Annotated in this window: 26 protein-coding genes; 15 read left to right on the top strand and 11 right to left on the bottom strand. The window is 60.1% G+C overall.

The window, feature by feature from the left end:
• The first annotated feature begins 97 nt into the window (after positions 1-97).
• The 4 genes from ACXAH0_RS06700 to ACXAH0_RS06685 all read left to right on the top strand — a co-directional run bounded on the left by ACXAH0_RS06700 (position 98) and on the right by ACXAH0_RS06685 (position 5,848).
• On the top strand, positions 98-1,321 hold the full coding sequence (locus tag ACXAH0_RS06700) for an aminotransferase class I/II-fold pyridoxal phosphate-dependent enzyme (protein ID WP_475189867.1): 1,224 nt from the start codon (positions 98-100) through the stop codon (positions 1,319-1,321).
• Positions 1,318-4,146 carry a DNA translocase FtsK gene (locus ACXAH0_RS06695; RefSeq protein ID WP_475189865.1) on the top strand — a complete coding sequence of 943 codons (2,829 nt, stop codon included), beginning with the start codon at positions 1,318-1,320 and terminating at the stop codon, positions 4,144-4,146. Before ACXAH0_RS06700 ends, ACXAH0_RS06695 begins: the two co-directional genes overlap by 4 nt.
• An 83-nt stretch (positions 4,147-4,229) precedes the next feature.
• Entirely contained in the window at positions 4,230-4,883 is a 654-nt protein-coding gene (locus ACXAH0_RS06690) for an outer membrane lipoprotein carrier protein LolA (RefSeq protein WP_475181039.1), read from the top strand.
• The gene (locus tag ACXAH0_RS06685) at positions 4,880-5,848 is read left to right on the top strand and encodes an ATP-grasp domain-containing protein (protein ID WP_475189862.1); all 969 of its coding nucleotides are present in this window, start codon (positions 4,880-4,882) and stop codon (positions 5,846-5,848) included. The genes ACXAH0_RS06690 and ACXAH0_RS06685 overlap by 4 nt, the downstream gene beginning before the upstream one ends.
• Before the next feature lie 44 nt (positions 5,849-5,892).
• On the opposite strand, the gene ACXAH0_RS06680 is transcribed toward ACXAH0_RS06685, so the two are convergent.
• The 5 genes from ACXAH0_RS06680 to yddG form a co-directional block, all read right to left on the bottom strand.
• A complete protein-coding gene (locus tag ACXAH0_RS06680) occupies positions 5,893-7,122 on the bottom strand; it encodes an EAL domain-containing response regulator (protein WP_475189860.1) in 1,230 nt (409 codons plus the stop codon).
• Positions 7,119-9,941 (bottom strand): PAS domain S-box protein, encoded by a 2,823-nt coding sequence (locus tag ACXAH0_RS06675; protein WP_475189859.1) that lies wholly within the window; start codon positions 9,939-9,941, stop codon positions 7,119-7,121. Before ACXAH0_RS06675 ends, ACXAH0_RS06680 begins: the two co-directional genes overlap by 4 nt.
• A gap of 387 nt (positions 9,942-10,328) precedes the next feature.
• Entirely contained in the window at positions 10,329-10,532 is a 204-nt protein-coding gene (locus tag ACXAH0_RS06670; protein ID WP_475189856.1) for a DUF1737 domain-containing protein, read from the bottom strand.
• A complete protein-coding gene (locus tag ACXAH0_RS06665) occupies positions 10,529-11,437 on the bottom strand; it encodes an HpcH/HpaI aldolase/citrate lyase family protein (protein ID WP_475189852.1) in 909 nt (302 codons plus the stop codon). The genes ACXAH0_RS06670 and ACXAH0_RS06665 overlap by 4 nt, the downstream gene beginning before the upstream one ends.
• Positions 11,438-11,549: 112 nt before the next feature.
• A complete protein-coding gene (gene yddG / locus ACXAH0_RS06660; RefSeq protein ID WP_475181011.1) occupies positions 11,550-12,446 on the bottom strand; it encodes an aromatic amino acid exporter YddG in 897 nt (298 codons plus the stop codon).
• A 162-nt stretch (positions 12,447-12,608) separates the two neighbouring features.
• Here yddG and ACXAH0_RS06655 point away from each other — a divergent pair, with 162 nt between their 5' ends.
• Positions 12,609-13,070, top strand: coding sequence for a GNAT family N-acetyltransferase (locus ACXAH0_RS06655; RefSeq protein WP_475181008.1), 462 nt, complete (start codon positions 12,609-12,611; stop codon positions 13,068-13,070).
• 134 nt (positions 13,071-13,204) lie between these two features.
• On the opposite strand, the gene ACXAH0_RS06650 is transcribed toward ACXAH0_RS06655, so the two are convergent.
• Complete coding sequence (locus tag ACXAH0_RS06650) at positions 13,205-14,254, bottom strand: DUF2125 domain-containing protein (RefSeq protein ID WP_475189851.1); 1,050 nt, start codon at positions 14,252-14,254, stop codon at positions 13,205-13,207.
• A 202-nt stretch (positions 14,255-14,456) separates the two neighbouring features.
• On the opposite strand from ACXAH0_RS06650, the gene ACXAH0_RS06645 reads away from it, so the two are divergent.
• Positions 14,457-14,978 carry a gamma-glutamylcyclotransferase gene (locus ACXAH0_RS06645; protein ID WP_475181093.1) on the top strand — a complete coding sequence of 174 codons (522 nt, stop codon included), beginning with the start codon at positions 14,457-14,459 and terminating at the stop codon, positions 14,976-14,978.
• Between the two features lie 265 nt (positions 14,979-15,243).
• Here the strand turns inward: ACXAH0_RS06645 and ACXAH0_RS06640 are convergent, their stop codons facing one another.
• The 4 genes from ACXAH0_RS06640 to ftsE all read right to left on the bottom strand — a co-directional run bounded on the left by ACXAH0_RS06640 (position 15,244) and on the right by ftsE (position 18,624).
• Complete coding sequence (locus tag ACXAH0_RS06640) at positions 15,244-16,017, bottom strand: lysophospholipid acyltransferase family protein (RefSeq protein ID WP_475190034.1); 774 nt, start codon at positions 16,015-16,017, stop codon at positions 15,244-15,246.
• Positions 16,018-16,074: 57 nt separating this feature from the next.
• Complete coding sequence (locus tag ACXAH0_RS06635; RefSeq protein ID WP_475189849.1) at positions 16,075-16,608, bottom strand: YdcF family protein; 534 nt, start codon at positions 16,606-16,608, stop codon at positions 16,075-16,077.
• Positions 16,609-16,849: 241 nt separating this feature from the next.
• Entirely contained in the window at positions 16,850-17,878 is a 1,029-nt protein-coding gene (locus ACXAH0_RS06630; RefSeq protein ID WP_475189847.1) for a cell division protein FtsX, read from the bottom strand.
• Between the two features lie 86 nt (positions 17,879-17,964).
• The gene (ftsE, locus tag ACXAH0_RS06625; RefSeq protein WP_475180987.1) at positions 17,965-18,624 is read right to left on the bottom strand and encodes a cell division ATP-binding protein FtsE; all 660 of its coding nucleotides are present in this window, start codon (positions 18,622-18,624) and stop codon (positions 17,965-17,967) included.
• 193 nt (positions 18,625-18,817) lie between these two features.
• Here ftsE and ACXAH0_RS06620 point away from each other — a divergent pair, with 193 nt between their 5' ends.
• From ACXAH0_RS06620 to ACXAH0_RS06605, 4 genes are all read left to right on the top strand, one after another.
• Complete coding sequence (locus tag ACXAH0_RS06620; RefSeq protein WP_475189846.1) at positions 18,818-19,771, top strand: zinc-ribbon domain-containing protein; 954 nt, start codon at positions 18,818-18,820, stop codon at positions 19,769-19,771.
• A gap of 2 nt (positions 19,772-19,773) precedes the next feature.
• Entirely contained in the window at positions 19,774-20,340 is a 567-nt protein-coding gene (hpt, locus tag ACXAH0_RS06615) for a hypoxanthine phosphoribosyltransferase (RefSeq protein WP_475180978.1), read from the top strand.
• A 2-nt stretch (positions 20,341-20,342) separates the two neighbouring features.
• Positions 20,343-20,738: a response regulator gene (locus ACXAH0_RS06610; protein WP_475180976.1), complete on the top strand. Its 396-nt coding sequence runs from the start codon at positions 20,343-20,345 to the stop codon at positions 20,736-20,738.
• 215 nt (positions 20,739-20,953) lie between these two features.
• On the top strand, positions 20,954-21,754 hold the full coding sequence (locus ACXAH0_RS06605) for a creatininase family protein (RefSeq protein ID WP_475189844.1): 801 nt from the start codon (positions 20,954-20,956) through the stop codon (positions 21,752-21,754).
• A gap of 54 nt (positions 21,755-21,808) precedes the next feature.
• Here the strand turns inward: ACXAH0_RS06605 and ACXAH0_RS06600 are convergent, their stop codons facing one another.
• On the bottom strand, positions 21,809-22,747 hold the full coding sequence (locus ACXAH0_RS06600) for a LysR family transcriptional regulator (protein ID WP_475180966.1): 939 nt from the start codon (positions 22,745-22,747) through the stop codon (positions 21,809-21,811).
• On the opposite strand from ACXAH0_RS06600, the gene ACXAH0_RS06595 reads away from it, so the two are divergent.
• From ACXAH0_RS06595 to ACXAH0_RS06575, 5 genes are all read left to right on the top strand, one after another.
• A complete protein-coding gene (locus ACXAH0_RS06595; RefSeq protein WP_475180961.1) occupies positions 22,748-22,906 on the top strand; it encodes a hypothetical protein in 159 nt (52 codons plus the stop codon).
• 13 nt (positions 22,907-22,919) lie between these two features.
• The gene (locus ACXAH0_RS06590; protein WP_475180958.1) at positions 22,920-23,930 is read left to right on the top strand and encodes an ABC transporter substrate-binding protein; all 1,011 of its coding nucleotides are present in this window, start codon (positions 22,920-22,922) and stop codon (positions 23,928-23,930) included.
• Between the two features lie 70 nt (positions 23,931-24,000).
• Positions 24,001-24,825, top strand: coding sequence for an ABC transporter ATP-binding protein (locus ACXAH0_RS06585; protein WP_475189843.1), 825 nt, complete (start codon positions 24,001-24,003; stop codon positions 24,823-24,825).
• A gap of 4 nt (positions 24,826-24,829) precedes the next feature.
• A complete protein-coding gene (locus ACXAH0_RS06580; protein ID WP_475180948.1) occupies positions 24,830-25,663 on the top strand; it encodes an ABC transporter permease in 834 nt (277 codons plus the stop codon).
• Positions 25,663-26,979 (top strand): cytosine deaminase, encoded by a 1,317-nt coding sequence (locus tag ACXAH0_RS06575; protein WP_475189841.1) that lies wholly within the window; start codon positions 25,663-25,665, stop codon positions 26,977-26,979. Before ACXAH0_RS06580 ends, ACXAH0_RS06575 begins: the two co-directional genes overlap by 1 nt.
• Position 26,980: the final 1 nt, after the last annotated feature.

Below are 26,980 nucleotides of genomic sequence, written 5' to 3'. Positions count from 1 at the left end.
CCCGAAAACGCTTGGCCCCGCGCTTGGTTAATAAGAGATTTACCAAGGAGACGATAGGGTCGGGTCACCGTAATGCGTAATGACAGCCGGATGTTGAATGACTGCCAGCTCCAAAGCCTATAAGCGCGGCGCCGTCCTGCCGGGCTCCAATCCTTTTCAGCGCCTTGCCGAGCTTCTTGACGGCGAGACCCCGGGGCGTGACCCGATTATGATGACCATCGGAGAGCCCCAGCACGCGATCCCGGATTTTACGGCCAGTGTCCTTGCCGATAATATGGCCGATTTCCGCCGCTATCCGCCCATTGCCGGAACACCGGAGTTCCGCAAGGCCATCGCCAGCTGGCTGGACAAGCGTTACAATCTTGATGGAATGGTCGATCCCGAACATGGGGTGCTGCCGCTCAACGGGTCCCGCGAGGGTCTGTCCTTCGGCGCCATTGCCGCCCGCGACCAGCTGGACAAGGGACTGGACCATCCGGTGGTGATCCTGCCCAATCCATTCTACCAGACTTATGCCGCCGCCGCCCATATTGCCGATGCCGAGGCCGTTCTGCTGGACGCCGTGCCGGGCCATAATTTCCTGCCGGACCTGGACAATCTCGACCCTGAGCTTCTGGACAGGACGGTTGCCTTCTACGTGGCCTCACCGACCAACCCGGAAGGCTACCCTGCCGGTATGGCCTTCTGGCAGCGCCTGATCGGACTGGCGCGTGCCCACCGCTTCTATATTTTTGCCGATGAATGTTATTCGGAAATCTACCGCAGCACGCCGCCGGCCGGTATTCTGGAAGCTGCCAAGGCGATGGGCACGGATTTTTCCAACATCATCGTTCTGAATTCCCTGTCGAAACGCTCGAACCTGGCCGGTCTGCGCTGCGGATTTGCCGCAGGTGACCCTGACTTCTTGAGAAAATGGGCCCGGTTCCGGGGCCTGGCGGCGCCGCAGGTGCCCCTGCCCAATCAGGCCGTGGCGGTCAGAGCCTATCAGGACGAAGACCATGTCATTGAAAACCGCAGGCTCTATAATGAAAAATTCGAGACCGCCGAACGCCTGCTCGGCCCGATTCTGGGGCCGGTGACCACAGAAGGCGGGTTTTTCCTGTGGCTTGATGTCGGCACCTGGGGCGACGGCGTCACCGTGACCCGGCGCCTGTGGCAGGACATCGGCGTAAAAGTACTGCCGGGCAACTATCTCGCCTCGGACCAGTCGGATGGCAGCAATCCGGGCCGCGATTTCATACGGGTCGGGCTGGTCGCCCCGCTGGAGACAACACGGACCGCGCTTGAGCGCATGGCAACCTGGTTTGGAGACAAAGCATGAGACGGGCCAGCGCAGTGCGCGGCAACGGCCGCCGATCTTCTGTTGACCTTCTGGATACGGAAAGCCCGTTCAAACGGTTTTTGCGGCGCAATCTGGTGGGCGCCTGCGGGCTGGCGATCATTGCCTTCGCCGCAATGCTGGCCGCCTCGCTCGCAACCTGGTCGGTCAACGACCCCAGTCTCAACCACGCCACCAGCGCGCCGGTGCGCAATGCCCTTGGCGCGCCCGGCGCCGTCCTGGCTGATATCCTGATGCAGACCATTGGCCTGGCCACAGCCGTGTTCCTGATCCCGCTGGTGCTGTGGGGTTGGCGGCTGCTGGCCGGACATGCGCTTGGAATCGGCCGCAGGAAACTGTTTTACTGGGCCGCCGGGTCAAGTCTTGCCGCAGGTGCGCTTGCTGCCCTGCCCGTTCCCGACAGCTGGCCGCTGCCGACCGGACTGGGCGGATTTTATGGTGATATGGTGCACCGGATTCCAGCCCTGATCACCTCCAACATGACCAGCGGGGCGGCCACCATTGTCGGCAGCCTGGGCCTTGGTGTTCCGGCCATCTTTCTGCTTCTTTCCGCCGCCGGCTGGCTGGGCGCCCGCAGCAGCGCCGAGGCGGCCGCACCGGAGAAGACGGCCAAGACCAAACGCTCCACCAAGACCCCCAAGGGCCATGGCCGTTCACTGGAAGAAGAGCTTGGCCTGGAGGATGAGGAAGATGGCGAATCCCGCCTCTCCGCCGCTTTCGGCGCCATGGTGGGCCAAATGGAGCATTGGCGGCTGCTGGGGCTGTCCAGGTTCCGCCGTGCCACCGGCCAGACCCAGGGTCATGACGCCCATGACGAAGAAGAATGGGACGAAGACGGCTTTGGCCCCGATGACGGCGGAGATGACGGTGAGGACGGCAGCGATCGCCGCAAAGGCCGCTTCAGCGCCCTGAAAAGGGCTTTGACCGGCCGTTTGATGCCCGAAGAGGATGACGGTCTGGACGCCTTTTACGAGCGCGGCCAGCAGGCGCATGACGACGACTATGATGATCCCTACGCCCCGTCCGCCTATGACGAAGAGGGGGAAGGTTTTGAGCCGGAGGATCTGATGATCGACAAGGGGCCCGTTTCCGGTGTGCGGCCGGACCCGGCCCCGGTGCCTGTACCTGTGCCCGTCGGCATTGCATCGCCGCCCTCCGCGGCTCCGGCACCCGACGCTGCTGCCCAGGCACCCCAGGCGGGCCGGGTCATTCCACCTGCGCCTCGCCCGAAACAGAGCAAACGCGCCATTGACGAGGCCCAGCCTTCGTTCCTCGGTGCTCCGGAAGACTATGAGCTGCCGCCCTTGCGCCTGCTGGCCGAACCCCAGGCCGGCGGCAAGGTGCCGGGTCTGTCCGCTGACGCGCTGGAACAGAATGCCCGCATCCTGGAAGGGGTTCTGGAGGATTTCGGCGTTCGCGGGGAAATCATCGAAGTTCGCCCCGGTCCGGTCGTGACCCTTTACGAGCTGGAACCGGCCCCGGGCATCAAGTCTTCCCGCGTGATCGGCCTGGCCGACGACATTGCCAGATCCATGAGCGCGATCTCCGCCCGTGTTGCCGTCATTCCGGGCAAGAACGCCATCGGCATCGAGTTGCCGAATGCACGCCGGGAAACCGTTTATCTGCGCGAATTGCTGGCCGCCCAGGACTTTGAAAAGAACAAGGCCAAGCTGGCGCTCGCGCTCGGCAAGACCATCAATGGCGAGAGCGTTGTGGCCGACCTGGCCCGCATGCCCCACCTGCTGGTGGCCGGGACCACCGGCTCGGGCAAGTCCGTCTCCATCAATACCATGATCCTGTCCCTGCTCTACCGGCTGACCCCGGACCAGTGCAAACTGATCATGATCGATCCGAAAATGCTGGAATTATCCATCTATGACGGCATTCCGCACCTGCTGACCCCGGTTGTGACCGATCCGAAAAAGGCCGTTGTTGCCCTGAAATGGACGGTCCGGGAGATGGAAGAGCGCTACAAGAAAATGTCCAAGATGGGTGTCCGCAACATTGACGGATACAACACAAGGATCAAACAGGCCCTCGAAAAAGGCGAGAATTTCACCCGGACCGTGCAGACCGGCTTTGACCGGGACACCGGCCAGCCGATCTACGAAGAAGAGGAACTGCCGCTGGAGGCGATGCCGTATATCGTTGTCATCGTCGACGAGATGGCCGACCTGATGATGGTGGCCGGCAAAGACATTGAAGGCGCGATCCAGCGCCTTGCACAGATGGCCCGTGCCGCCGGCATACACCTGATCATGGCCACCCAGCGCCCGTCGGTGGATGTGATCACTGGTACGATCAAGGCCAATTTCCCGACCCGGATTTCCTTCCAGGTAACCTCCAAGATCGACAGCCGCACCATTTTGGGCGAAATGGGCGCCGAGCAGCTGCTGGGTATGGGCGACATGCTGTTCATGGCTGGGGGCGGCCGCATCCAGCGTGTTCACGGCCCGTTTGTGTCCGATGACGAGGTCGAGGACATCGTCAAGCATCTGAAGGTCCAAGGTACACCGCAATATCTGGAAGCGGTGACTGAGGAAGAAGACGAAAGCGACAGCCCCTATGATGGCGGCGGCGGTCTGGCCGGGGGCGGTGAAGGCAACGAGCTCTACGACAAGGCGGTTGCCATCGTGCTGAAGGACAAGAAGGCCTCCACCTCCTACGTGCAGCGGCGTCTGTCGATCGGCTATAACCGGGCGGCTTCCCTGATTGAGCGCATGGAGCAGGAAGGCCTGATCAGCCCGGCAAACCATGCCGGAAAACGGGAGATTCTGGTGCAAAACGGCGTTGAAGACGAGTTTTAACTCCCAAATGCCAAAGCTTTGCCACACAGTCTTTATAGCCAAAAGCTCAAACTGTTCGGCTTAACGAATTAGGACACTGCATCATGCTGAAACGCTTTGCTCTCCGCCTCGTCCGGTCCTTGAGCCGCCCGGCGCTCGCGGCCGCCTTGGTCCTGTCGCTGCTGGTTCCGGCCCATGCGCTGACCCCTGACGAGCAAAAGACACTGAAAGAGCTGAGCACCTATTTCAACTCCGTGAAGACCATGCACGGGGACTTCATCCAGTTCGGCCCGGATGGCAGTCAGTCCGACGGCAAGTTCTATATGGCCCGCCCCGGCAAGGTGCGGTTCTACTACAACAAACCCTCGGTGCTGGACATTGTGGCCGACGGCAAGTCGGTCTCCGTGCGCGACCGCAAGCTGAACACCCAGGACATATGGCCCCTTGGCCAGACACCGCTGCGCTTTCTCCTGTCCGACAATATCGACCTGGAAAAGGACACCAATGTCACCAATGTTCTGGTGGAGAAGGACCTGATCACCGTCACAATCTTCGACAAGACGAAGTTCAATTCGGGCACGCTGACCCTCATTTTCGACAGTGAGGATTTCGCGCTCAAGCAATGGACCGTGACCGACCAGCAGGGCTATGACACCTCTGTTGCGGTCTATAATGTGGTGTCCAACGCGCCGACCAATCCGGACCTGTTCAAGATCGACTATCTGGCCAATGCCAATCAGCGCAAGGGCCGCAATTGACATCCGGCAAGGACCCGGAACGCCGATCTCTCGTCTTTGACCTTCTAGACACTTACTGCGCCCGCCACGGCTTGCGGCTGACGGCTGCAGATCCTTACGGCCATGCGGGACTGGTGGAAGCCCCCGATGGCAGGCGCTGGTTCTTCAAGGGCACCCGGTTTGATCTCAACCGGTTCGGCAGCGCCGAAATTGCTGCCGACAAAGCCTATACGGCCACGTTTCTGAAACAGGCCGGTGTGCCTGTTCCAGCGCATCATCTGGTCCGCGCCGGGGATCTGGCCTGCGACACCCCTGCAAGGGCCATCCGCAGCTTTGCCGCCGAAGCGGGCTTTCCCCTCTATGTCAAACCCAATTCAGGCCGGGAAGGCCGCGATGTGATCCGGGTGGACGGCTGGCATGCCCTTTGGGACGCGCTGGAGGATTTGTGCCAGCGTCGTGACCTTCTTCTGGTCCAAAAAGCGGTCACCGGCCGGGATCTGCGGGTCCTTGTTCTGGAAGGGGAGATACTGTGTGCCATTGAACGGCAGAGCCCAAGCGTGATCGGCGACGGCATCCAGACCCTCTCGGAGCTGATTGCCGGACGGGAAACCCTTGAGCCTGCCGACAGCCGGATCGACAATGAACTCCATCGCCAGGGCGTCACCCGCAAGACCATTCCGGCCAAAGGCCAGAGGCTGCAGCTCCTGCCCGTCGCCAACCTGTCCGCCGGTGGCACGGCGCAATTTGTGACCGGTAAGGTGCCTCAAGGTGTTCTGGATCTTGCTCGTCTTGCCACAAGCACACTGGGCCTGACTTATGCCGGAATCGATCTGATCCTGCCCGCGTCCGGCGGACCCGGCACAGGACCGGTTGTCCTGGAAGTCAATGCGGCCCCTGGGCTTTCAACCCTTGCCCGCCAGGGTCCGGAGGCATCGCACCAGGTGGAAGCCCTGTATCAAAAACTCTTCGCCGTGGCTTTTCGCTGAAAGTGAAGCCTCGGCGCGGACGGGACAGGCTTCCTTTTCCCCGCTCACGCAATCGAGATTTCACGGGCCTGTTTGAGCTTGGCGACAGGTGGATTGCTGGTCCTTTCCTTCAGCCAGGCAAACAGCTCCGCCACCCGCATGGGCTTTGCGAAGTAGAACCCTTGCGCAATCACATAACCCAGCGCTTCCAGCGCTCGGGCTGAGTCCTCATCTTCCACACCTTCGGCCACGGGCAGCATGTTGGTCTTGCGCCCCAGCAGGCAGGAGATCTCGCAGATCGCCTGACATTTGGAGCTCGTGAGCATGTCTTTTACAAAGCGCTTGTCCACCTTAAGCTCTGTGAAAGGCACCTGAACGATCTGCTCCAGCGACGAATATCCCGTGCCGAAATCATCAATCGACACGCCAAACCCGGCCATCCTAAGGCGTGTCAAAGTGTCTATAGCACGCCCGACGCTGGACGAGGCGGCCGTTTCCGTCACCTCCAGCACCAACCGGTTGGTCTCCAGCCCGGCGCTGCGGACAATTTGCAAGAGCTTTTCTGCAAAACCAATGTCGTCGAAGGTCACGGCGGAGAGGTTGACGGACACGGTCAGGCCCGGGCTGATCGCGGTCAACGGCCCCAAATCATGGCAGACCGTTTCCATCACGAACCGGGTCAACTGGTTCAGCGTGTCGGGGAAATGCTCTGCCATTTCGATGAAGTCATTGGGCATGATGAGCCCATGGTCGGGATGGTGCCATCTGATCAGCGCCTCGACCCCCACCGGTTCCCGGTCCTTGAGCCGCAGCTGAGGCTGATAGACAACAAAGAACTGATCCGCCGACAAACCGGCCAGAATGTCGCTCTGGCCGAATTCCCAGCCTTCACTTGTGGTGGCCACGTTCTTGCAATTCGAGTCGCGGAAATGCTCATCGGCCGTCTCCAGCGCCGCGTCGACCGCACTGAGAGAAATCGGTTTGGTCAGGACTTCCAGAACGGTCAGATTGCTGGCTCTGGCGCCCTCCCGGGCAGAGTTCAGGATAGCCGGATCCTGACCGCTCATCAGGATCAAAGAGGCCTTGGTGCCGGTGCTCGACAGAAAGCGGATGCATTCGATCCCGTCCACTTCCGGCATGAACAGATCCAGAAAGATCAGGTCGGTTTCAACTGAAAAATTCTCCGCAAACTCGCTGGCATTGGTTGCGATGGCAACGGTATGGCCAAGATCCTCCACCGCCTCCTTGAGGAACATGGCGAATTCGGTCTCATCGTCATAGACCAGAACCTTCATGGCGTCTTACCTTCGTCAAGACATCTGCGCACAGCCCGGGCCAGCCCCGCGCGGTTGTAGGGCTTTGCCAGAAAATCCGTGGCTTTGAGATTCGCTTTTTCCAGAACTTCTCCGGGAAAACCTGAAGTATAGAGGCATTTCAGGCCGGGTCTCATATCCCGTGCCTGATCCACCAGCTCAACCCCATTGAGCGGCCCCGGCATGACGATGTCGGTAAAGAGCAGGGATATGCCTCTGTCGACCATCAACACTTGCAGCGCTTCAGCTGGCGAGGTGCAAGTGCGGACTTCATAGCCAAGCTCCTCAAGGGAGGTCTTGGCGTAGTCCGCCAGCTCCGGCTCATCATCGACCACGAGCACCTGCTCCTGGCCTCTTGGAATCCCCGCAGACAACTTTTCAGCAGCAGGCGCAACCTCCGGCATATCCTCCAGAAGCGGGATATAGAGGCGAAAACAGGTGCCGACGCCCGTTTCGGAATAGACATTGATATCGCCGCGTGAGCGTTTGACAAAGCCATATACCATCGCGAGGCCGAGCCCGGTGCCCTGCCCCTTCGGCTTTGTGGTGAAGAACGGCTCGAAAATCCGGCTCTTGACCTCTTCGGGAATGCCAGGGCCGCTGTCGGCCACCGAAATCACCCCGTAGCGGCCGCAAGGCAGATCCGCAAGGCCGGGGGCATAGCTGTTTTTTTGAAGATGAATCTCATCCAGGGAAATGGTCAGCGTGCCGCGATTATTCATTGCATCGCGCGCATTGACTGCAAGATTGATCAGGGCATCCTGAAGATCACCCACATCCACATGGGCCTTCAGTGGACTGGGCAGAGGCCGGATCGTCAGCTCGACACCCTTGGTCATCGAGCCCTGGAGCAGAGCCTCCACATCCTTGACTGCAGTGTTCAGTTCACAGGTCAGGCTTTCCGAATAATAATCCTTCTGCCGGGAAAACGAGAGCAGCTGCTGGGTCGTGCGGGTGGCACGCGCCGCCGCCGAATGGGCCTTTTCAAAATAGCCGGCCAGTTTCGATCCGGGCTCGGCCCGGCGCAGGCCAAGCTCCAGATTCCCGACAATAATGCCCAGGATATTGTTGAAGTCATGGGCGATCCCGCCGGTCAGTTGCCCGATCGCTTCCAGCTTCTGAGCCCGCTGCAGCTGGTTTTCCAGCTTTTCCTGCTCACTCAGATCCGTCAGTGATCCGATGAACTGGATACCGTCCGGCAAATCCACCTCTCCCAAACCAAGCGTCAGTGGAAAATGCGTACCATCCTTGCGCCGCCCCAAGACCCGGCGGGCCTGACCCAGAAAGCGTTTTTCCCCGGTTTCCCAATATCGGGCCAGGAAGGCATCATGCCGAATCGCGTGGTCTTCGGGCATAAGCATCGCCGCATTCCGGCCAATCACATCCGAGCTGTCATACTGGAACATGCGCTCGGCTTCCCGGTTGAATTCAAGAACAGTGCCTTTCGCATCAATCAGGATAATCCCAACAAGCGTGTTGTTGAGCGCCGCCCGAATGCGCGCCTCGGCAGCCTGCAGACGTTCGGTTGTGCGCACCTGAGCGGTGATATTGCGCCCCGTACCCCGATATCCCCTGAACTCCCCAGTCTCGTCATAGGCGGGCACTCCCGAGACGCAGATGACCTGTTCCGTACCGTCGGTTCCCATCATCCGGTAGGTGAACTCGCTGAAGGGTTCGCGGTTCGCAATCGTGGCGTCGAGCCAGCTCCATTTTTCCTCTTGCCGGTTTTCAGAGGTGACTTCATGCCGGCTTTTGCCAAGGATCTTGTCCGAATCCAGACCCTTCATGCCCAGCTGATTGCCGGACAGATGAGTTACCTTGCCATCAATGCCAGTCTCCCAGATCCAGTCCGAGGCGGTCGCTGTATAGTCCTTGAACTTCTGCTCGCTCTCGCGAATGCTGCGCTCGTTTTCCTTCAGCCGGGTGATGTCCGTACGCACCCCGACAATGCCCCCTCCGGGCAGTCTCCGTTCGGAAATCAGCAGCCATTGGCCGTTGATATGCCGTTGCTCTAACGGTTCGTCCGGCGGATTTGCATGATGGGCCAGGCGTTGGCGCAGCCAATCCTCTTCCCGGCCAATGGCATCGGCGAAGTAACCCGCATTGACACCGTCTTTCAAAATCTCTTCAAAGGTCCGTTTGAGCCGCACATAACCTGCGCCCTTGCCGTAATATTCCCGGTATTTCCGGTTGCAATAGACCAGCCTGTCATCCTGATCAAAAACCGCAAGACCTTCCGAAATCACATTGGCAACATCGTCCAGAAGGGTTTGCAGTCTGGCCGTCTCATGGTCCTTTTCGTATCTCGCCTTCTGGCCTTCCAGCTGGTGGACCACAAGCCGCGCCATGGCCGCCAGCGTGCCACGTTCATCAGCTGTGAGCTCCCGGGGTGCCCTGTCGGCTATGGAGAGTGTACCAATCTTGAAGCCGTTGCTGGTGATCAGTGGGGCGCCCGCATAAAAGCGCAGCTTCGGCCCGCCCGTCACCGCCGGATTGCTGCTAAATCTTTCGTCCACCGCCGCGTTGGAAATGCAGAAGGGCTGATCCTGCGAAATGGCATGGGAGCAAAAGGAATCGCCGCGCGGCGCCGCATTCACGCCAAGGCCGATCTGGGACAGAAATTTCTGCTGGTCCCGGCCGACAAAGCACACGAAGGCGATGTCTGTCTTGAAGATGGCCACAAGGGTTTGCGTCACATCGTCAAACAGGGAATTGGCCTCATGCTCCAGAAACTCAAAGCTCTTGAGTTCCGCAAGTCTGGCCGCTTCGTTCAAGTCACCCCGTAAATTTACCACTGGCATTTACTTGCTTATTTAAATCAAGATCAATAAACCAGGATCAAATCCAGCCACATGATCGCTTGTATTCGCGATCATTATATCGAATTTATAATATAAGTCGTTAAATCACTTACGACGCCTACAAAAATAACTCTCATTAAAATACTAAAATCTATTTTATTCGGTCCATTATAAAAAGTAACGTCTTTTCTGAGCAAACCAAAGCCAATACCTTAGGTAAAAGTTGCATATCAAAGTTATTTCTTATTTTGATTGCGCTTTTGAAACAGGAAAGAAACAAGGCCAGCTCAGGGGCTGGCCTGTTCTGCGACCGGCTTTCGAACGACCGCGTCTGGTCTCTGGTCCCTACGGCCGCATAATGCAGTGCCGCTGCGCCCCTTCACCGTTTCAATGGTCACCCAGCTTGGTGTCCCGGGAATAGTCCCCGTCCACCTCTTTGGTCACCGCCTGACCGCAAATGGTTGCGCCGCGGGCCGCGTCATAGGTGAGGGAGGGCGACCCGGACAGGCTCCAACCCTTGTTGAGTGCTTCGGTGACCCGGTGGCAGAATTCGCTGTCATCCACGCCAGTGATAAATCGGTATAGCTTCATGAAGATCTCTCGTTGTCATTGGCCGTACGTGCCTCAATGGCATCGGCAATTGCAAGCACCCGCTTGCCCATTTCCGCATGTAGCCGTTCCACCATCTTGCCGTCCACCTGGATTGCCCCCTTGCCCGCATTTTCGGAACGGCCGAAGGCATCATTGATTCGCCGGGCCCAGGCCACTTCCTCGTCCGAAGGGCTGAAGGCCGCATGGCAGGCGGCAATCTGCTTGGGGTGGATCAGCGTTTTGCCGTCCATTCCCATATCCACCCCTTGCGCGCATTCGGCGGCAAAGCCTTCCGCATCCTGAAAGGCGTTGAACACCCCGTCCAGAATGTCGACCCCTCCGACTCGGGCCGCCGCCACGCAGGTCATCAGCCAGGGCATCATGGCTGCCCGCCCCGGGGCCAGACGCGCCCGGGTCTCCTTGGCCAGATCATTCGTACCCATGACCAGGCAGGACAGGCGCACCTGCGGATCCTGGCCGCAAGCCCCGATGGCTGCTGCGTTCAGCATGGCTTCCGGTGTTTCCATCATCGCCCACAGCTTGACGGATGCCGGCGCATTGTGGCGGGCCAGCATGTGGGCCACACGTTGCAGGTCGGCAGGGGAATTGACTTTGGGCACCAAAATCCCGTCCGGCCCCGCCTTGACGGCGGCCTCCAGATCCGCCTCGCCCCAGGGCGTGTCCAGCCCGTTGATGCGGATCACCACTTCCCGCCCCTCATAGCCGCCAGACCCAACCGCCTCGGCAATCTGGGTCCGGGCCAGATCCTTGACATCAGGGGCTACCGCATCTTCCAGATCCAGCAAAAGGCAGTCGACATCAAGCGTCCTGGCTTTTTCAAGCGCGCGGGCATTGGAGCCCGGCATATAGAGCGCGGAGCGGCGAGGTCTGATCGGTGAGGTCATCGCAAAGTCCCAAGGCTGTCAACAGTCGTTGCGCCGCAGCATAAGAGATTGCGCGGCGGAACGAAATCCACCGAAGGGGGAAGACCCGCGCCTTCCATTAGAGCACGATGCTCTAGGCAGCCGCCTTGTCTTGCCCTTTGAAAATCATGTCTTTGGCCGCTATCACCGCCCCAAAGGTGATGGCCAGGCAAGCCAGGCCGACGGAGACAGTCAAAGCCCCGAAGCCGAAGGCAATCAGAAGCAGGGTGGATAAAAGAGGTGCGGAATAGGCTGCCGCCCCCAGAACCTGAATGTCGCCGCGCTTGACCCCGATGTCCCAGGTAAAAAAAGCCAGCCCGACCGGGAACAGGGCCAGGGCTAACACCGATCCCCATTCCAGCGCTGACGCGGGCCAGACCGTGTCTTCCCAGATCAGATGGCACAGAACCGATAACAGCGCCGTGGTCAGGCAAAATCCGGCCACCGCTTCTGTCGGGACCGTTCCAAGCCGCCGGGACAGCACCGAATAGCTCGACCAGAACAGCGAAGACACCACTGCTGCCCCATACCCAAGTGCAAACTGGCCGGAAAACTGCACCCCTTCACCACCGGTGATCAGCAGAGCGGCACCGGCAAGGCCCAGCACCGTGCCGGCAATGTGATGCAGCCGCAGCTGTTCGCCGGGCAGAAGGGCGGAAAACAGCACGATCAGCAACGGCCAGGTGTAGTTGATCAGATTGGCTTCCACCGGCGGCGCATTGCGGATGGCCGTAAAATAAAAGAAGTGAAAGCCGAACAGGCCAACGGTGCCGAACACCCAAACCTTGAGCGGCTGGCGCAGCAGGGAGAGTTTCCCCCTGGCAGCCACCCAGACCAGTGCCAGAAGACCCGAGGTGCCGAAACACAGGGCATTCAGCAAAAAGGGCGGCACACCGCCGGATCCGGCCCCAAACAGGCCGAGCGTTGCCCACATGAGAACCGCGCTCAAACCGATCACCGTTGCTTTCATCCGCGCGGCCCGTTCCATCATTCCATCCCGTTTCCGTGTCCTTACCGCTCTTGGCACGAAAAGCTGCACAGCAAAAGCAGGAAACGGCGAGAAGTGGAATTTGATTCAGGTCCTTGATCCCGGTTGCCGTTTCGGGACATGTTGGGCCACCACGACCATTGACTTGTCATTCCCGGGGAATACATGACCAAAGCGGAGATCAGAGCCCTTGGGCCGGAAGAGGCCCATCAGCTCGCGCCACTTATTGCTGAAAACGCCCAGGCCCTCAAACGCGGCGCCCCGCGCCGGCCGGACGAATATTACGCCGAACGCATTCTGGGCGACAAAACGGCGGAGGTTCTTGGTGCCTTTGTTGACGCGGAGCTGATCGGCTTCGGCGTCTATTTTGACCTTCCGGAACTGATCACCGGACTGAGGATCGGCCAGCTGGATGATATTTATGTGCATCCCGACCACCGCAATCAGGGTGTCGGGCGGAAGCTGATCGACACATTGGTCAGCGAAGGCCAGAAACGCGGCTGGCTGCACCTGCGCTGGATTGTTCCGGGCAAGAACGCACCTGCAGTTGCCCTTTATGAAAAGATCGCCGAGCCGGATCACCGCAAGAGCTACCTGATCCCGATCGACCGGGTTGCCGGCGACTGATCCTTTCAGGACACCAGGCTCCCGGTCTTGGCCGCCTGGCCGGACGGGAGCCAGCACATCACCAAATATTCAGGTGAAGGCAAAGCACATTGCATCCGCTTTGCCTTTTGCGGCATGCACCAGGGTTCACCTCCCTAACTTCCTGCAGAAAACAGCGGTGGGATCCGGGTCAACGGCATGAGCCCGGCCCTGACCAGTCCCCGCTCAAGGGAAAATGGCAGCACAATGGATGGCTCCCCGTCCAGCTCCTTGGTCAGGGGCGCCATGTTCTGGACGACCGTGCGCACCAATTCATAGTTCTTGTCTCCGCTCGGGAACAGCGGCTTGAGAGCCGCCATAAACGCCTCCGGATGACCAATGGTCAGGCTCATCTGCCCTGACAGCGTGCCGTCGCCATTGATCACTAGCTCCCCATGCGCTGCCACACGGCTCGGCCCGATCACCGTCTCCAGAAGCACCAGCTTGACCGGCAGCCGGCCATTGCCGATCTGCACCAGGGCGGGCAGCTTCAGCCCATCCAGAAGCAGCGCCCCGCCGGTCACCTGAATATGGGCGCGCAGGTCGATGGGTTTGCCGAATTCCGGTACTGACTTCAGCCTCAAGGCATTTACGGACAAAAAGCCTTCAGCATCATCCTTGCTATCCGGCATGTGCCGGATGTGAAGCTCCGCCTTGTCGGCTCCAAAAAGCCCAGAGGAGAGCGTGTTCTCCACCGCCGCTTCGGGCTGTTGCACAATCGCGTCCAGCGCCCCGAGACCACCATCGGCCAGTTTGATACTGGCCCGGGCGGTTTCCCAATGCATCTCGCCCAAAAGACCGCTCAGGGGCTCCGAAACAGACGCCGGCGGCTTCGCCTCGAAAATCAGATGCCAGGGATTGTAGATCAGCGCAACCGCGTTCAGCGCGCCGACGGCGCCTTCCGCCCCCGCCCGGTCGCGGGAGGCAAGGTCCCGGCAGGAGACTTCGTAGCGGAACGGAAACCCGCCAATGGACAGGTCCGAGCAAGACAGATCCAGTCCCTGGCGCCCCAGGGACGCCATTTGCTGATCCAGCTGGCCGGCCAGAACGGACCGGCCGAAAACCCAGGCGCCGGACCAGCCTGCGATCACCAGACCGATTGCAACCAGCAGCAGAATATAGCGGCGCCTTGATGATCCGGCAGATTTGGATGTTCCCTCTGACACTCTTTTGCTCACCCTCTTTGCGGCTCCAGCTCCAGCCAATAACAGCTGGCAGAGGAAATCCTTTTTGCCAATTCAAGTGATGGCGCAAAACTGTGGGATCAGCAAGGCATGGCGCCGCGCCTGTTGACGTTTCGGCCAAGGAGCGCGAAACACGGGTCTCGTGGGGGGCAGACAGCAGGACCGGAAAGGCTGATTGGACGAGATGAACGACTATTGGGTGTTTGGCTACGGCTCCTTGATGTGGAATCCCGGATTTGACCATTTGCGCTGCGAACCGGCCCTGTTGCGCGGTGCCCACCGGGCGCTTTGTGTCTATTCCTGGGTTCACCGGGGCACCCAGGAGCGGCCCGGCCTTGTCTTTGGTCTCGACAATGGCGGCGCTTGCCGGGGCATGGTCTATCAGGTTTCTGAAGCGGTCTGGCCGCAAACACTCGACTATCTGCGCGCCCGCGAACAGACCACCATGGTCTACAAAGAACACTGGCACGGCGTTGAACTGGACACGGGCGAGACCGTCAAGGCGCTGGTCTATATGGTCGACCATGACCATGCGCAATATGCAGGTGCCTTGCCCAGGGAAACGCAGCTTGAGATTGTTAAGGGAGCGGCCGGAAAATCCGGTGAAAACCCTGAATATGTCATCAACACAGCCGCCCATCTGGAAGAGATGGGCATTGCCGACACCCACCTTGCCTGGCTGGCGGCACAGCTGAAGGCTCTTTGACAAACACCAGAGCCAGGGAGCTGGCCCCAGCCCTGCCCGCTGGCGCTTCAGGCCGCTGGAGCATCGGGTGAGCAGACTGCAGCATTTGATGCCCGCAAGCAGCTCATTCGGCAAGGCAAGGCACGTCTCGCGGCGCGACGCGGAGGACCAGGCAAGCGGCGCAACGCTGCCGATGGGCTGCGTTCCATCACCCGAAGGGCCAGATCTGCTTTTTGCGCTGACATCCCAGGTGCCCGGCGGCGAAAGGCAAATAAGGCAAATCCAGTCAGGCGCGATTTGCTCTAAGCGCATCGGCGGACGTCAAGACCGGTGAAGGCGACGGCGCCCGGCGCGCTTCGTCCATCAACCGGTCGCTGGCAGACTCAATGCTCTCAACCATCTGTGCATAAAACGCATCTGGCGCCATCCCCGGCTCTATCGGTGGCAGGATCTCGACAATCACCGTGCCCGGATACACCTTCCAGGACGAGCGCGGCCAGTAGAGCCCGGCATTGTGGGCAATCGGCACGACCGGGCAGTTCAGGTTTTTGTAAAGATGGGCAATGCCGTATTTGTATTTCGGCTCCGCCCCCGCCGGACGGCGTGTTCCTTCTGGAAAAATCAGGATCTGACGGTCTTCGTCAATCGCTTCCCGGGCGGCTTCCATCATGGCCGCCAGCGCTTCGGACCGTTTGCCGCGATTGATCGGGATCTGTTTGAACTTGGCCGTGTACCAGCCGAAAATCGGGATCCAGCGCAGTTCCCGCTTCAAGATGAAGGTGGGGCTGGAGAAAAGCGGGATCAGGCTGACCGTTTCCCAGGCGGACTGGTGCTTCATGGCTGCGATAAAACCGCCGTCAGGCAGGTTTTCCAGCCCCCTGAACTCCACCTTGATCCCGGCCACCACGCGCATGAGCCACAACAGGCTGCGCGACCACAGCGGCACGATGCCCCAGCCCCAGGAACGTGGCAGCAGCATGACCGGAGAGAACAGGAGCATTTCAATCAGTGTGACCGTATAAAACAGCACCTGAAACAGGGTGGAACGGATGAGAATCATGGCACCAGAATATGTGAACAAGGCCCGCGTGGCCCCCGGCCCATCTGCTGACAAGCGTCAGGAAACGGCTTTGACGGAGTTACGCAGTCTGGCGAGGATATACTTCACATATTCGCGCATGAGAAGCCGGATTGTCTTCGGTTCCCGGTACCAAGTGTCCAGTTTCAGATCTGCTGAAAACACCGGATAGGCGATCAGCTCCACATCCGGCAGTGCGTCGGACAATTCGGCCTGGGCCCGGGGCAGATGATAGGCGCTTGTGACGACCAGCAGGGACTTGAAGCCGTTTTTCCGGACCCAGTTTGCGGTCTCGGTGGCATTGCCCGCCGTGTTCAGGGCCACTCTGTCCAGATCAACGCTGCCTTCTTCCAGTGGCATGTGGGACGAGGTGACGGCCGCCAGCTGCTTGCGAGTCGTGCCGGGGTGAACCCCGGAAATCAGAAGGCGGCTCGCATGGCCTTCCTCCAGCAGCCGCACGGCTTCATTCACCCGGGCATGGCCACCGGTCAGCACCACAATGGCATCCGCATTTGCTGCTTGCGGCACTTTCGCAGTCGCGATCTGATGGGCAAAGACCAGAAACTGGATCATGACCGCTGCGCCAAGGGCGGCCGGAACCAGAAGAAAGGCAAGCCTGAGGCCGAAGCGCTTTCGGCGGGGAGACCGTGACCTCTTGCCCCGTCTGCCTTCCGCGCGGACGTCAGACAGCGCAGACCCTGATCCGGCGGCAGGGCCACCGTCCTTCGATGCTGGGTCTATTACAGTCTCCGCGTGCAGCATAGCGCCATTATGATAGTTGATTCGGCCAATTTCGCGGCATTCGCCTCAGAAATCAATCCACTTTCGCAAGATGGGCCTTGACCGCAAGGCCGGACGTCAGTGCGGTCAGGATTGCAACCAGGAACACAACTGCGAACACGCCAAAATAGCCCGCCAGGCTGACGGAAACGGATCCGAACAGGGCCGACAGCTGGTCGGTTCCCGCCTGTCCGGTGCCCTCGCGGGTAAAGACATCCAGCAGCACGAAACACACAATAGCGGCAACCCCGCCGGAAACGCCGCCCTTCAGGCCCAGCAGCAGAAAGTGCCGCTGGAATTCCCGGGCGATGAAACTGTCCTCGGCGCCGACAAAGTGCAGCACTGAGACCACGTCCTTGTTGCCCGCCATGGCCGACTGGGTGGCAAAGACAACGCTCAGCACCATGGAGCCCAGCATCAGGAACATGATCACGACACCACCTGCGACCACCGCACCGGCCATGGCCGACAGGCGGGCGGTCCAGATGGAATGATCGTCGACACTCGCCCCGGTCACCTGGCGGGACACGGCCGCCCGGAGCTGGGGCAGATTGAGAAGCTGGGGATCACGCACCGAAATCTGGATCAGTCTTGGCACCGGCAGACCGTCCAGCTCAAACCCTTCACCAAGCCAGGGCTCCAGCAGCGCCTTGGTGTCGCGGTCCGAGAGAGCCCGGACCGAGCCAACACCCGGAAATTCCTGAACCAGGGCCACCGCCTTGTCGATTTCCCGGAGCATATCGACCCCTTCGGTCGGCCGGATCTGGATCGTGATTTCCCGCACAAGATCGTTCTGCCAGGCATCGGCCGCGTCCCAGACGACGGAGAGGGCACCGACCGTCAGGCAGGCCAGAAAGCTCATGATCGCTACAACAAGGGTCAGCGCCCGGCCGGCCACCGACTGGGGCGGCACAATAGCCGCAGCGGGCCGCAGCTTGGCCTCGTCCGGCGATCCTTTGGGCTGCGGTTTCGGCCCGGCTGGTTTTTTCGGCCGCTTGACGACCGGATCGCGGCGCCTGGGCGGTTTGACGGTCACCACGGGCGCCCGCTTGTCATTATCCATATCTGTCCTGGCCATTATGCTGCCCGATCATGGTCTGCCGCCAGCATGTGCAGAAGCGGGTATTTTGCAAAAGTCAGATCCGTCTTCTAGTCGAAAATGGAAAGGCGGCCATCCGCAAGCACCATTCGCCTAGCATCCACCTGTTCCAGCAAGGCAATATCGTGGGTTGCGATGACCACGGACGTGCCGAGTTTGTTCAATTCGATGAACAGACGCAACAGGCGCCGCGCCAGGGGCGGGTCCACATTGCCTGTCGGCTCATCCGCCAGCAGCACTTCGGGCCGCGTGATCAGGGCGCGGGCAATCGCGGCGCGTTGCTTTTCCCCGCCTGAAAGCACCGGAGGCAAAACATGCATGCGCTCGCCAAGACCGACCCATTTCAGCAGGTCGATCACATCGGAACGGTATTCCCCTTCCATCTTGCCGACCACCCTGAGCGGCAAGGCCACATTTTCATAGGTCGTCAGATGGTCCAGAAGCCGGAAGTCCTGAAACACCACACCAATCTTGCGGCGCAGTTGCGGCAGCTCCTGCTTTTCGATCACGCTCAGGTCACGGTTGAACACCTTGATAAGGCCGCGCGTGGGCTGAAGCGACATGAACAGGAGGCGGATCAGGCTGGTTTTGCCCGCTCCGGAGGGTCCGGTCAGGAACTGAAACGACTGCGGCTCGATCTGAAAACTCAGGTCTCGCAGAATCTCCGGCCCCATGCCGTATCTCAATCCGACATTTTCGAAGCGGATCACGAATTTGTCTCCTGTTGATGGACCGGTGCTATCATCACGCCGTTAACGCTGCATTAATCATATAAAGGTCCATTAGAGGCCTGAAAGCCTGTCTCAGGAATTGTCGGCACTTGTCCAACGCTTGATGCCGGTTTCGACCCGTCGGTCACAAGACAATAGCGCGCGAGCAAGCCATGGCGAAAGGTCTTCGCTCATGAAGATCACATGTCCGGACTGCAGTACGTCCTATGAGATCAAGGCCGAGGCCGTCGGCCCTGAAGGACGCAGTGTGAAATGTGCCAAATGCGGCAGCCGATGGTTCGTCTCCCCCGATGAAGGCAAGGAGGAGACGGCAAGCTTTGAAGCGCCCGCAAGCGAGCCCTCCCCCAAGGACGAAGCCGACACAGAAGAGGCCGCGACGGATGAGGCCGAATGGGCTGCCGATGCGGCCGCCGATGGCGACGTGGCCGCGTTTCCGGAAGAAACGGCACCGGAGGACAGTCCGTCAGATGACGAGGCCGCATTCGCCTCCACCGGCGCCAACACAGCCACGCGCAAGGACGAAGAGCAGTTTTCAGCAGATCTGGCTGAAGACGACAGCCCGGCCGAGCCGCCGGCCGATATCGAGAGCCATGCAAAACGGCCGAAAATCACCGTCAATCCGGACAAGTTCCGCCGCAACCATATCGGCGCGCTCCTGAACTGGATGTTCCGCCGCAATTACCGGCGGGTGGTCGGCATTCTGGTGTTTGTTGCAGCCCTGTCGGCGGTCGGCTCTTTTGTGCTGCTGCGCGACACCATGGTCAAACAGTTTCCCGATCTGGCCAGCCTGTTTGAAATGGTCGGCTTCGACGTTAATCTGCGCGGCCTGGAGTTCCACAATTTGCGCACATTCTCCGAGCTGGAAGACGGCAAGAGCGTTCTGGTGGTGGAAGGATCGATCCGCAATCTTGAAGACCAGTCCAACCCCGTCCCGGCCGTCAGGCTGTCCATCCGCAATGCCGATCACCAGGAGGTCTATGCCTGGACCGTGGAACCCCGTACAAAGGCGCTTAACGGATTTGACGAAACCCGGTTCCGAACCATTCTTGCAGATCCGCCCGACGGGGCGTTCGACATTCAGGTCCGCTTCACCGACCGCGGCCAGCGCCAAATAGTACTCGAGTGAATATGACAGCCGATATCCGCACCCTTTTTGATGAAGATGCCATTGCCACCCGCGTGGCCGCACTTGCCGCTGAAATCGCGGAAGGCAAACCCCAGAACCTTCTGGTGGTCGCGGTTCTGAAAGGCAGTTTCATTTTCGCGGCCGACCTTGTGCGTGCCATGCACCGCAGCGGCCTGGAGCCCGAAATGGAGTTCATGCACCTGTCTTCCTACGGCGCCGGCACGGAAGGATCAGACACCATCCGTGTTTTGCGCGATGTCGAAAGTGACGTTAACGACCGCGATATCATTTTGGTGGATGATATCCTGGAATCCGGCCGCACACTTTCCTTTGCCAAGGAGCGGCTGATGGACCGGGGAGCCCGCTCCGTTAAGATCGCAGCCTTGCTCGACAAACCGGAGCGCCGCAAAGCTGCCATATCTGCAGATTATGTGGGATTTGCCTGTCCTGATAAGTTTGTCGTCGGATACGGTATGGATATGGGCCACGCTTGGCGGCAGTTGCCCTTTATTGGATATGTCGTTGCTTCCGGGGACGAGGCAGCGGCTGACGACGGGACGGGAGGTTGAGCATGGCTCGCATTCTTCTGACAGAAGATGATGAAGCGGTTCGCAGCTTCGTGCGGCGTGCCCTTGAACTCGACGGGCATTGTGTGGAAGTGGCTGAAGATGGCGGCGAAGCTGTCGAAGTCCTGACGCGGGAAAAAGGTGCCTTCGAGCTGCTGGTATCTGACATCAAGATGCCGGTCATGGACGGGATTGCCCTGGCGCTTCACACAGCGCGCGACTATCCGAAAATGCCGATCCTCCTGATGACCGGTTTTGCCGATCAGCGCGAACGGGCCAATGGCCTGGATGCCCTGGTGCATGATGTCATCACCAAGCCGTTTTCCCTGGCCGATATCCGCAAGGCCGTGCGCCATGCCATCGCCGGAGAGCTGCCGCAGGACACCCGCCGCTACGCCTGATATGGGCCGCGTTCCGAAGTGAAAAAGTGCACGGCCCCTGCCTTTCTTCCGGCCGCCTGACCTCATTTATTTTGCCTGTTTGTTTCCGACCGGCGCCTGACCGCCCCCGGAAGCGCACTCAAAAAAGCATCGCACCAGCCACATATTGATGCTTCTCAACGGACGCTGCGTCTCCTACCCCTGCTAAGGACAAATGCATGACCGGGAGATGCACCGTGACGACCCCCTTTTTCTGGAACGAGTTGACCACCTATGATTTTGCGGCACTCGACCCGGACCGGACGGTCGCGGTTCTGCCCATCGCCTCCACCGAACAGCACGGGCCGCATCTGCCCATCGCCACCGACGTGGCGATTGCACAGGGGATGCTGGACGAAGTGCGCCGCCAGCGTCCAGCGGATCTGGCCAGCCTTGTTCTGCCGCTTCAGGAAATCGGCAAGGCCAATGAACACAAATACGGGCCGGGCACCCTGTCCCTGGATGCGGACCTGCTGATCCGCTGCTGGACCGCCATTGGCGAAAAAGTGGCTGAAGCCGGGGTGCGCAAGATGGTGATCGTCAATTCCCATGGCGGCAACACGGATGTGATGAGCATTGTTGCCCGGGAATTGCGGGTCCGCCGCGACATGGCCGTTGTCAGTACCCAATGGGGCCGGTTCGGCCACCCCGAAGGCATGATCTCCAGCCACGAGGCCCGCTTCGGAATCCATGGCGGCGAGGTCGAAACCTCCCTGATGCTGCATTTCCGGCCCGAGCTTGTGAAAATGGACAAGGCGGACAATTTCGTGTCCCGGGCAGAAGACATGGCACGCAGCTCAGCCTATCTGCAGCCCCTCCCCCCCCATTCGCTGGCCTGGATCGCCCATGATCTCAATCCGGCCGGAGTGGTGGGAGATGCTTCCAAAGGCACGGCTGAAAAGGGCAAAGCCATTGCGCAGCACCAGGCCAAAGAGTTCATTGGCCTGATGCAGGATCTAGCCGCCTATCCGCTCAGCGCGCTGTACCGGCCGGACTGATCAGCGACCCCTGTCCGGAACAATTGCTGCGGCGACCGGTCCAGCCAGCTGAACTCAGGACACCGGCAGCTTGCCGTCCTGTTTCAAATCTTCGACCAGATCCGCCAGGTCCTGCAACAAAACTTCGATGAACATGCTTGTGGCCGCGTCCATGGTGGTGCGGGCCCGGGTGATCAGTTTCATGGGCTGATGGTGGGTGCGGTGGCCCTTCAGCGGCCGGAACACCAGCTCTCCCCGGCGGCATTCGGCAATCACATCCAGCGGATTGAGCAGGCTGACCCCAATGCCCCGGCGCACAAGCTGGCGCAGGGTCTCGGAGGAATTGGTTTCCAGAACCGGTTCGATCGGCACGGGCAGGCTCGACAGGACAAGATTGATCACATCGCGCAAACTGGTACCCGTCTGCGCCAGAACCAGACGCTCTTGAACAATATCGGCCAGGTCCACCGGACCGCTTTCCCGGGCCAGGGCATGGTCCGGCGGCAGCACGGCCCCAATCGGGATGTCGAATGTGGCCAGAGTGCGGATACCCGGCGTTGCTGAAATGTTGAAGCCCAGGCCGATATCCGCCTCTCCTGTCAGCACCGGCGTGATCGTGGTGGTGCCCGCATCGCTGCGCAGCTTGATGTGAACCCGCGGATGCTCCTTGATATAGTCCGCGATGATCCCGGGCAGCGGGCCGGAGGCAAGGCCGACCGTGGTCACCATCGAGACCTGGCCGGCCTGGGGCATCTTGAGGGCCCGGATGCGCGTTTCAAGCCTCGAATAGTCCTTCAGCACATCGCGCACATGTTCAACGCAAAGCTCCCCTGCGGCAGTCAGCCGCAAACCACGCGGCAAACGTTCAAAAAGCGGGCTGCCGAATTCCTCTTCCAAGGCGAGGATTTGCCGGTTGATGGCAGACGAGGACACATTCAGGCGCTCGGCGGCTTTACGGATCGAGCCGCAGCGCGCAATCTCGTCAAGATAAGTCAGCTTTCGGGAATGCAGCATTTGAACCGCCTCTTTCTTGCGCATGATGATGAAATCACCACCAAATTTCCGACCGATGACTTTTGGGCAGCGGTGTTGGCTAATTTTGATGCTTTTCAATATACGCTCACAAAGCTCAAATACCCTGAATTTCCAAATGTTTTCAAGCTGGCGCCTTGAGAGGGGACACAACATGAAACTCAGACGTACTTTGGAAGCACTGTTTGCGGCGGGTCTTTTTGGCCTCGGCGCAACATCTCAGGCCCTCGCACTGGACGAGGTCTCCTATGGCACCAACTGGCTGGCCCAGGCCGAACATGGCGGGTTCTACCAGGCGGTTGCCGACGGCACTTACGAGAAATACGGCCTGAAAGTCACGATTGTGCCCGGCGGGCCGCAAGCGGCCAATGACGCCCTGCTGATCTCCGGCAAGATCGACTTCTACATGGGCGGCACCCTGAAGGGCTTCGACTATGTGAAGGAAGGCATTCCACTGATCAATGTCGCCAGTATCTTCCAGAAGGACCCGCAGGTGCTGCTGGCCCATCCGGACCAGGGCATCGAAACATTCGACGACCTTGCCAAGCTGGATACCATCTACATGGGCAAGGACGGCTACATCACCTATTTCGAATGGATGAAGAAGAACTTCAAGGGCTTCTCCGACGCCCAGTTCAAGCCCTACACCTTCAACCCGGCGCCCTTCATCATCGACCCGAAGTCCGCCCAGCAGGGCTACCTGACCTCCGAGCCCTACAAGATCGAAAAAGATGCGGGCTGGGCTCCGAAAGTCTTCCTGCTCGCCGATGAAGGCTGGACCCCCTATTCCACCTTGATCACCACGAAAAAGGCGCTTGTCGACGAGAACCCGGATCTGGTTCAGCGCTTTGTCAGCGCGTCTATCGAAGGCTGGTACAATTACCTTTATGGCGATAACAGTGCCGCCAACGATCTGATCAAAATAGACAATCCGGACATGACCGACGGCCAGCTCGCCTATTCCCTCGCCAAGATGAAGGAATACGGCATTGTGGATTCCGGCGACGCGCTGGAGCAGGGTATTGGCTGCATGACTGATGCCCATTTCAAGACCTTCTTCGACACGCTTGCTGCCATTGGCGTGGTTGACGCCGGTCTGGACTACAAGCAATCCTACACGACCCAATTCGTCTGCAAGGGCGTCGGTCTGGATCTGAAAAAGTAAGCCCTGCTTGCTTTGCCCCAGGGCTCCGCCCGCCCGGGCGGAGCCCTCTTCATAAATTTCCGGGAATATCATGGTCAGCACTGAACTGGGCGACACCAACAAGACGGCCGCATCCGGCCATCGTCCGCTCGTTGCAATGGAAAAGGTCTCGAAAGTCTTTTCCAACGGCACGGTCGCCCTCTCCGGCATGTCCCTTACCGTCAAGACCGGCGAATTCATCAGCCTGCTCGGCCCGTCCGGCTGCGGCAAGTCCACCGCTCTGAGAATTATCGCCGGGCTCGGCGGTGTCTCGGATGGCAGCATCGACTGGCCAAGCTTCCGCATCAATTCCAAAGGTCTGCCGGACGGGGATATCAGCTTCGTCTTTCAGGAGCCCACCTTGATGCCCTGGCAGACCGTGTTCGGCAATGTCTATCTGCCGCTGCGCCTTAAGGGCATGAGCAAGAAAGCTGCCGAAACGCCAATCCTGTCGGCCCTGGAAAGCGTCGGCCTTGAAGATTTCGCCAAGGCCTATCCCCGGGAACTGTCCGGCGGGATGAAAATGCGCGTTTCCATCGCCCGGGCCCTGGTGACCAAACCCAAGCTCCTGCTCATGGATGAGCCGTTTGCAGCGCTTGATGAAATCACCCGCCAGAAACTCAATGACGATGTGCTCACCCTTTGGAAAACCACCGGCATTTCGGTGATCTTCGTGACCCACTCGGTCTATGAATCGGCCTATCTGGCCAACCGCATCGTGGTCATGAAGGCCCGTCCAGGCCGGGTCCATGCGGATTTCCCGCTCCATACCAGTCTGGAGCGCGATGCGCTTTACCGGACCTCCGAAGAATACCGCAGCACCTGCGAACAGGTTTCCAGAATGCTGCTGGAAGCCATGGGCGAAGAAGGACACTGATCAGATGGACACGCCCCAACCGTCCGGCCGCGATCCCCAGAGCCTCGCCAGATGGCGGGAAACGGTGCTGTCCTTTGCCGTGCCGCTTCTGGTGATCATCGGCCTGATCGTCCTGTGGCATGTGACCGTCGTCGTCAACAAGATCCCCCACTATATCCTGCCCGGCCCAGAACGCGTGGCCAAGGCGCTCATGACCGACTGGCCGATCCTGCTGCCGGCTCTTTGGGTGACCACCAAAATCACCCTTGTGTCGCTGGCGCTGGCCCTGATCGGCGGCGGCGGCATGGCCATCTTGCTGGTGCAGTCGAAATGGATCGAAAGGGCACTTTACCCGATCACCGTCGTGCTGCAGGTAACCCCAATCATTGCCATTGCACCGCTGATCCTGATCTACGCACCCTCCACCCAGGTCGCCCTCCTGATCTGTGCCTTCGTGGTCGCCTTCTTCCCGGTCCTGTCCAACATGGTGCAGGGCCTCAAAAGCGTGGACCATAACCTTTTGAACCTGTTCGAGCTCTACGGCGCCTCGCGCTGGCAGACCCTGGTCTATCTGAAGCTGCCCGCCTCTCTGCCCTATTTCATGACCGGCCTGCGCATCGGCGGCGGGCTGGCGCTGATTGCAGCTGTTGTTGCCGAATTCGCGGCCGGGTCCGCCGGAGCCGGATCAGGGCTCGCCTTCCGGCTTCTGGAAGCGCAGTTCCGCATGAATATTGCACGTCTCTTTGCCGCCCTGATCCTTCTGGCGGCCCTCGGCGTCCTCATTTTTGCCATCACGTCGTTTATTTCCTGGTGGTGCCTGCACCGCTGGCATGAAAGCAGTCTGAAACGGGAAAACTGATGTTTACCGACCTTCCCCGCAGCCCGCGCTTCGTTCTGCGGTCCGCGACCCTGCCCCTGTGCACCGCCCCCGGTCTGGAGGCGCGGGCAGAAGAAGGCCTTGCCCTGGCCGATCTGATCATCGCGGACGGAACCCTGGAAGCAGTCCTGCCAGCCGGAGCTGCCCCTTCGGAGATCGAAGGACCTGACCTTGGCCGGGCTATGGTCTGGCCCGCCTTTGCCGACATGCACACCCATATCGACAAGGGCCATATCTGGGACCGGCAACCCAATCCCACCGGGGACTTCGACGGGGCCCTGTCGGCAGTGCGTGCGGACCGGGAGGCCAACTGGTCGGCAGAGGATGTGGCAACCCGCATGGATTTTTCCCTGCGCTGCGCCTATGCCCATGGCACCAATCTTCTGCGCACCCATCTGGACAGTCTGGCGCCGCAGCACCGAATCTCCTTTGAGGTGTTTGAACAGATGCGCACCACCTGGAAAGGCCGGATCGCGCTTCAAGCCGTCGCGCTGTTTCCGCTGGAGGCGGTGGACGATGAGGTCTATTTCACCGATCTGGTGAATGTGGTGGCCCGGGCAGGCGGCCTGCTGGGCGGGGTAACCCAGCCGGGGCCGGATCTGGACCGGCGCCTGGACACGCTCTTCCGCGCAGCGTCCAAACACAATCTGGACATCGACCTTCACGTGGACGAGACCCAGGATGCAAATGTGCTGACCCTGCTCGGCGTTGCCGAGGCGAAACTGCGCAACAGCTTTGACGGCATGGTGACCGTGGGCCATTGCTGCTCCCTGGCCCGCCAGGACGAGGCCTCCGCGGCCCGCACGATTGAGCGGGTGGCCAAGGCGGATCTCTCCGTCGTCTCCCTGCCCCTGTGCAACATGTATCTTCAGGACCGGGGCAGCCAGGACGCACCGCGCCGCACCCCACGCTCCAGAGGGGTCACGCTGCTGCATGAACTCACAGCCGCCGGTGTGCGCACCGCCGTTGCCTCCGACAACACACGTGACCCGTTCTACGCCTATGGCGATCTGGACATGGTGGAAGTGTTCCGTGAAGCGGTGCGCATTCTCCATCTGGACCATCCACTGGATGAGGCGGCAAGAGTGGTGACCACCAGCCCGGCGCGCTGCCTGGGGCGGCCGGAACTGGGCACGATTGCCGCCGGACAGCGGGCCGATCTGGTGCTGTTCAACGCGCGCAGCTGGAGCGAATTTCTATCCCGTCCGCAGGCAGACCGCATCGTGATGCGGAATGGCATGGGCATCGACCGCAGCTTGCCGGACTACCGCGACCTTGACCCGCTGATGAAAGACTGAA

The organism is Roseibium sp. AWQ4_290 (assembly GCF_056160985.1).
Note: the sequence above shows the minus strand (reverse complement) of the source record. Positions and strands in the feature narration are given on the sequence as shown.

Excerpts from the sequence above, each read along its gene's own strand:
- ACXAH0_RS06640 (WP_475190034.1), bottom strand. The coding sequence starts at position 16,017 with ATGATTCTCATCCGTTCCACCCTGTTTCAGGTGCTGTTTTATACGGTC.
- ACXAH0_RS06700 (WP_475189867.1), top strand. The coding sequence starts at position 98 with ATGACTGCCAGCTCCAAAGCCTATAAGCGCGGCGCCGTCCTGCCGGGC.
- hpt (WP_475180978.1), top strand. The coding sequence starts at position 19,774 with ATGACAGCCGATATCCGCACCCTTTTTGATGAAGATGCCATTGCCACC.
- ACXAH0_RS06585 (WP_475189843.1), top strand. The coding sequence starts at position 24,001 with ATGGTCAGCACTGAACTGGGCGACACCAACAAGACGGCCGCATCCGGC.
- ACXAH0_RS06665 (WP_475189852.1), bottom strand. The coding sequence starts at position 11,437 with ATGACCTCACCGATCAGACCTCGCCGCTCCGCGCTCTATATGCCGGGC.
- ACXAH0_RS06630 (WP_475189847.1), bottom strand. The coding sequence starts at position 17,878 with ATGGATAATGACAAGCGGGCGCCCGTGGTGACCGTCAAACCGCCCAGG.
- ACXAH0_RS06580 (WP_475180948.1), top strand. The coding sequence starts at position 24,830 with ATGGACACGCCCCAACCGTCCGGCCGCGATCCCCAGAGCCTCGCCAGA.
- ACXAH0_RS06600 (WP_475180966.1), bottom strand. The coding sequence starts at position 22,747 with ATGCTGCATTCCCGAAAGCTGACTTATCTTGACGAGATTGCGCGCTGC.
- ACXAH0_RS06620 (WP_475189846.1), top strand. The coding sequence starts at position 18,818 with ATGAAGATCACATGTCCGGACTGCAGTACGTCCTATGAGATCAAGGCC.
- ACXAH0_RS06695 (WP_475189865.1), top strand. The coding sequence starts at position 1,318 with ATGAGACGGGCCAGCGCAGTGCGCGGCAACGGCCGCCGATCTTCTGTT.
- ACXAH0_RS06645 (WP_475181093.1), top strand. The coding sequence starts at position 14,457 with ATGAACGACTATTGGGTGTTTGGCTACGGCTCCTTGATGTGGAATCCC.
- ACXAH0_RS06670 (WP_475189856.1), bottom strand. The coding sequence starts at position 10,532 with ATGAAGCTATACCGATTTATCACTGGCGTGGATGACAGCGAATTCTGC.
- ACXAH0_RS06610 (WP_475180976.1), top strand. The coding sequence starts at position 20,343 with ATGGCTCGCATTCTTCTGACAGAAGATGATGAAGCGGTTCGCAGCTTC.
- ACXAH0_RS06575 (WP_475189841.1), top strand. The coding sequence starts at position 25,663 with ATGTTTACCGACCTTCCCCGCAGCCCGCGCTTCGTTCTGCGGTCCGCG.
- ACXAH0_RS06675 (WP_475189859.1), bottom strand. The coding sequence starts at position 9,941 with ATGCCAGTGGTAAATTTACGGGGTGACTTGAACGAAGCGGCCAGACTT.
- ACXAH0_RS06635 (WP_475189849.1), bottom strand. The coding sequence starts at position 16,608 with ATGATCCAGTTTCTGGTCTTTGCCCATCAGATCGCGACTGCGAAAGTG.
- ACXAH0_RS06590 (WP_475180958.1), top strand. The coding sequence starts at position 22,920 with ATGAAACTCAGACGTACTTTGGAAGCACTGTTTGCGGCGGGTCTTTTT.
- ACXAH0_RS06690 (WP_475181039.1), top strand. The coding sequence starts at position 4,230 with ATGCTGAAACGCTTTGCTCTCCGCCTCGTCCGGTCCTTGAGCCGCCCG.
- ACXAH0_RS06655 (WP_475181008.1), top strand. The coding sequence starts at position 12,609 with ATGACCAAAGCGGAGATCAGAGCCCTTGGGCCGGAAGAGGCCCATCAG.
- yddG (WP_475181011.1), bottom strand. The coding sequence starts at position 12,446 with ATGATGGAACGGGCCGCGCGGATGAAAGCAACGGTGATCGGTTTGAGC.
- ACXAH0_RS06680 (WP_475189860.1), bottom strand. The coding sequence starts at position 7,122 with ATGAAGGTTCTGGTCTATGACGATGAGACCGAATTCGCCATGTTCCTC.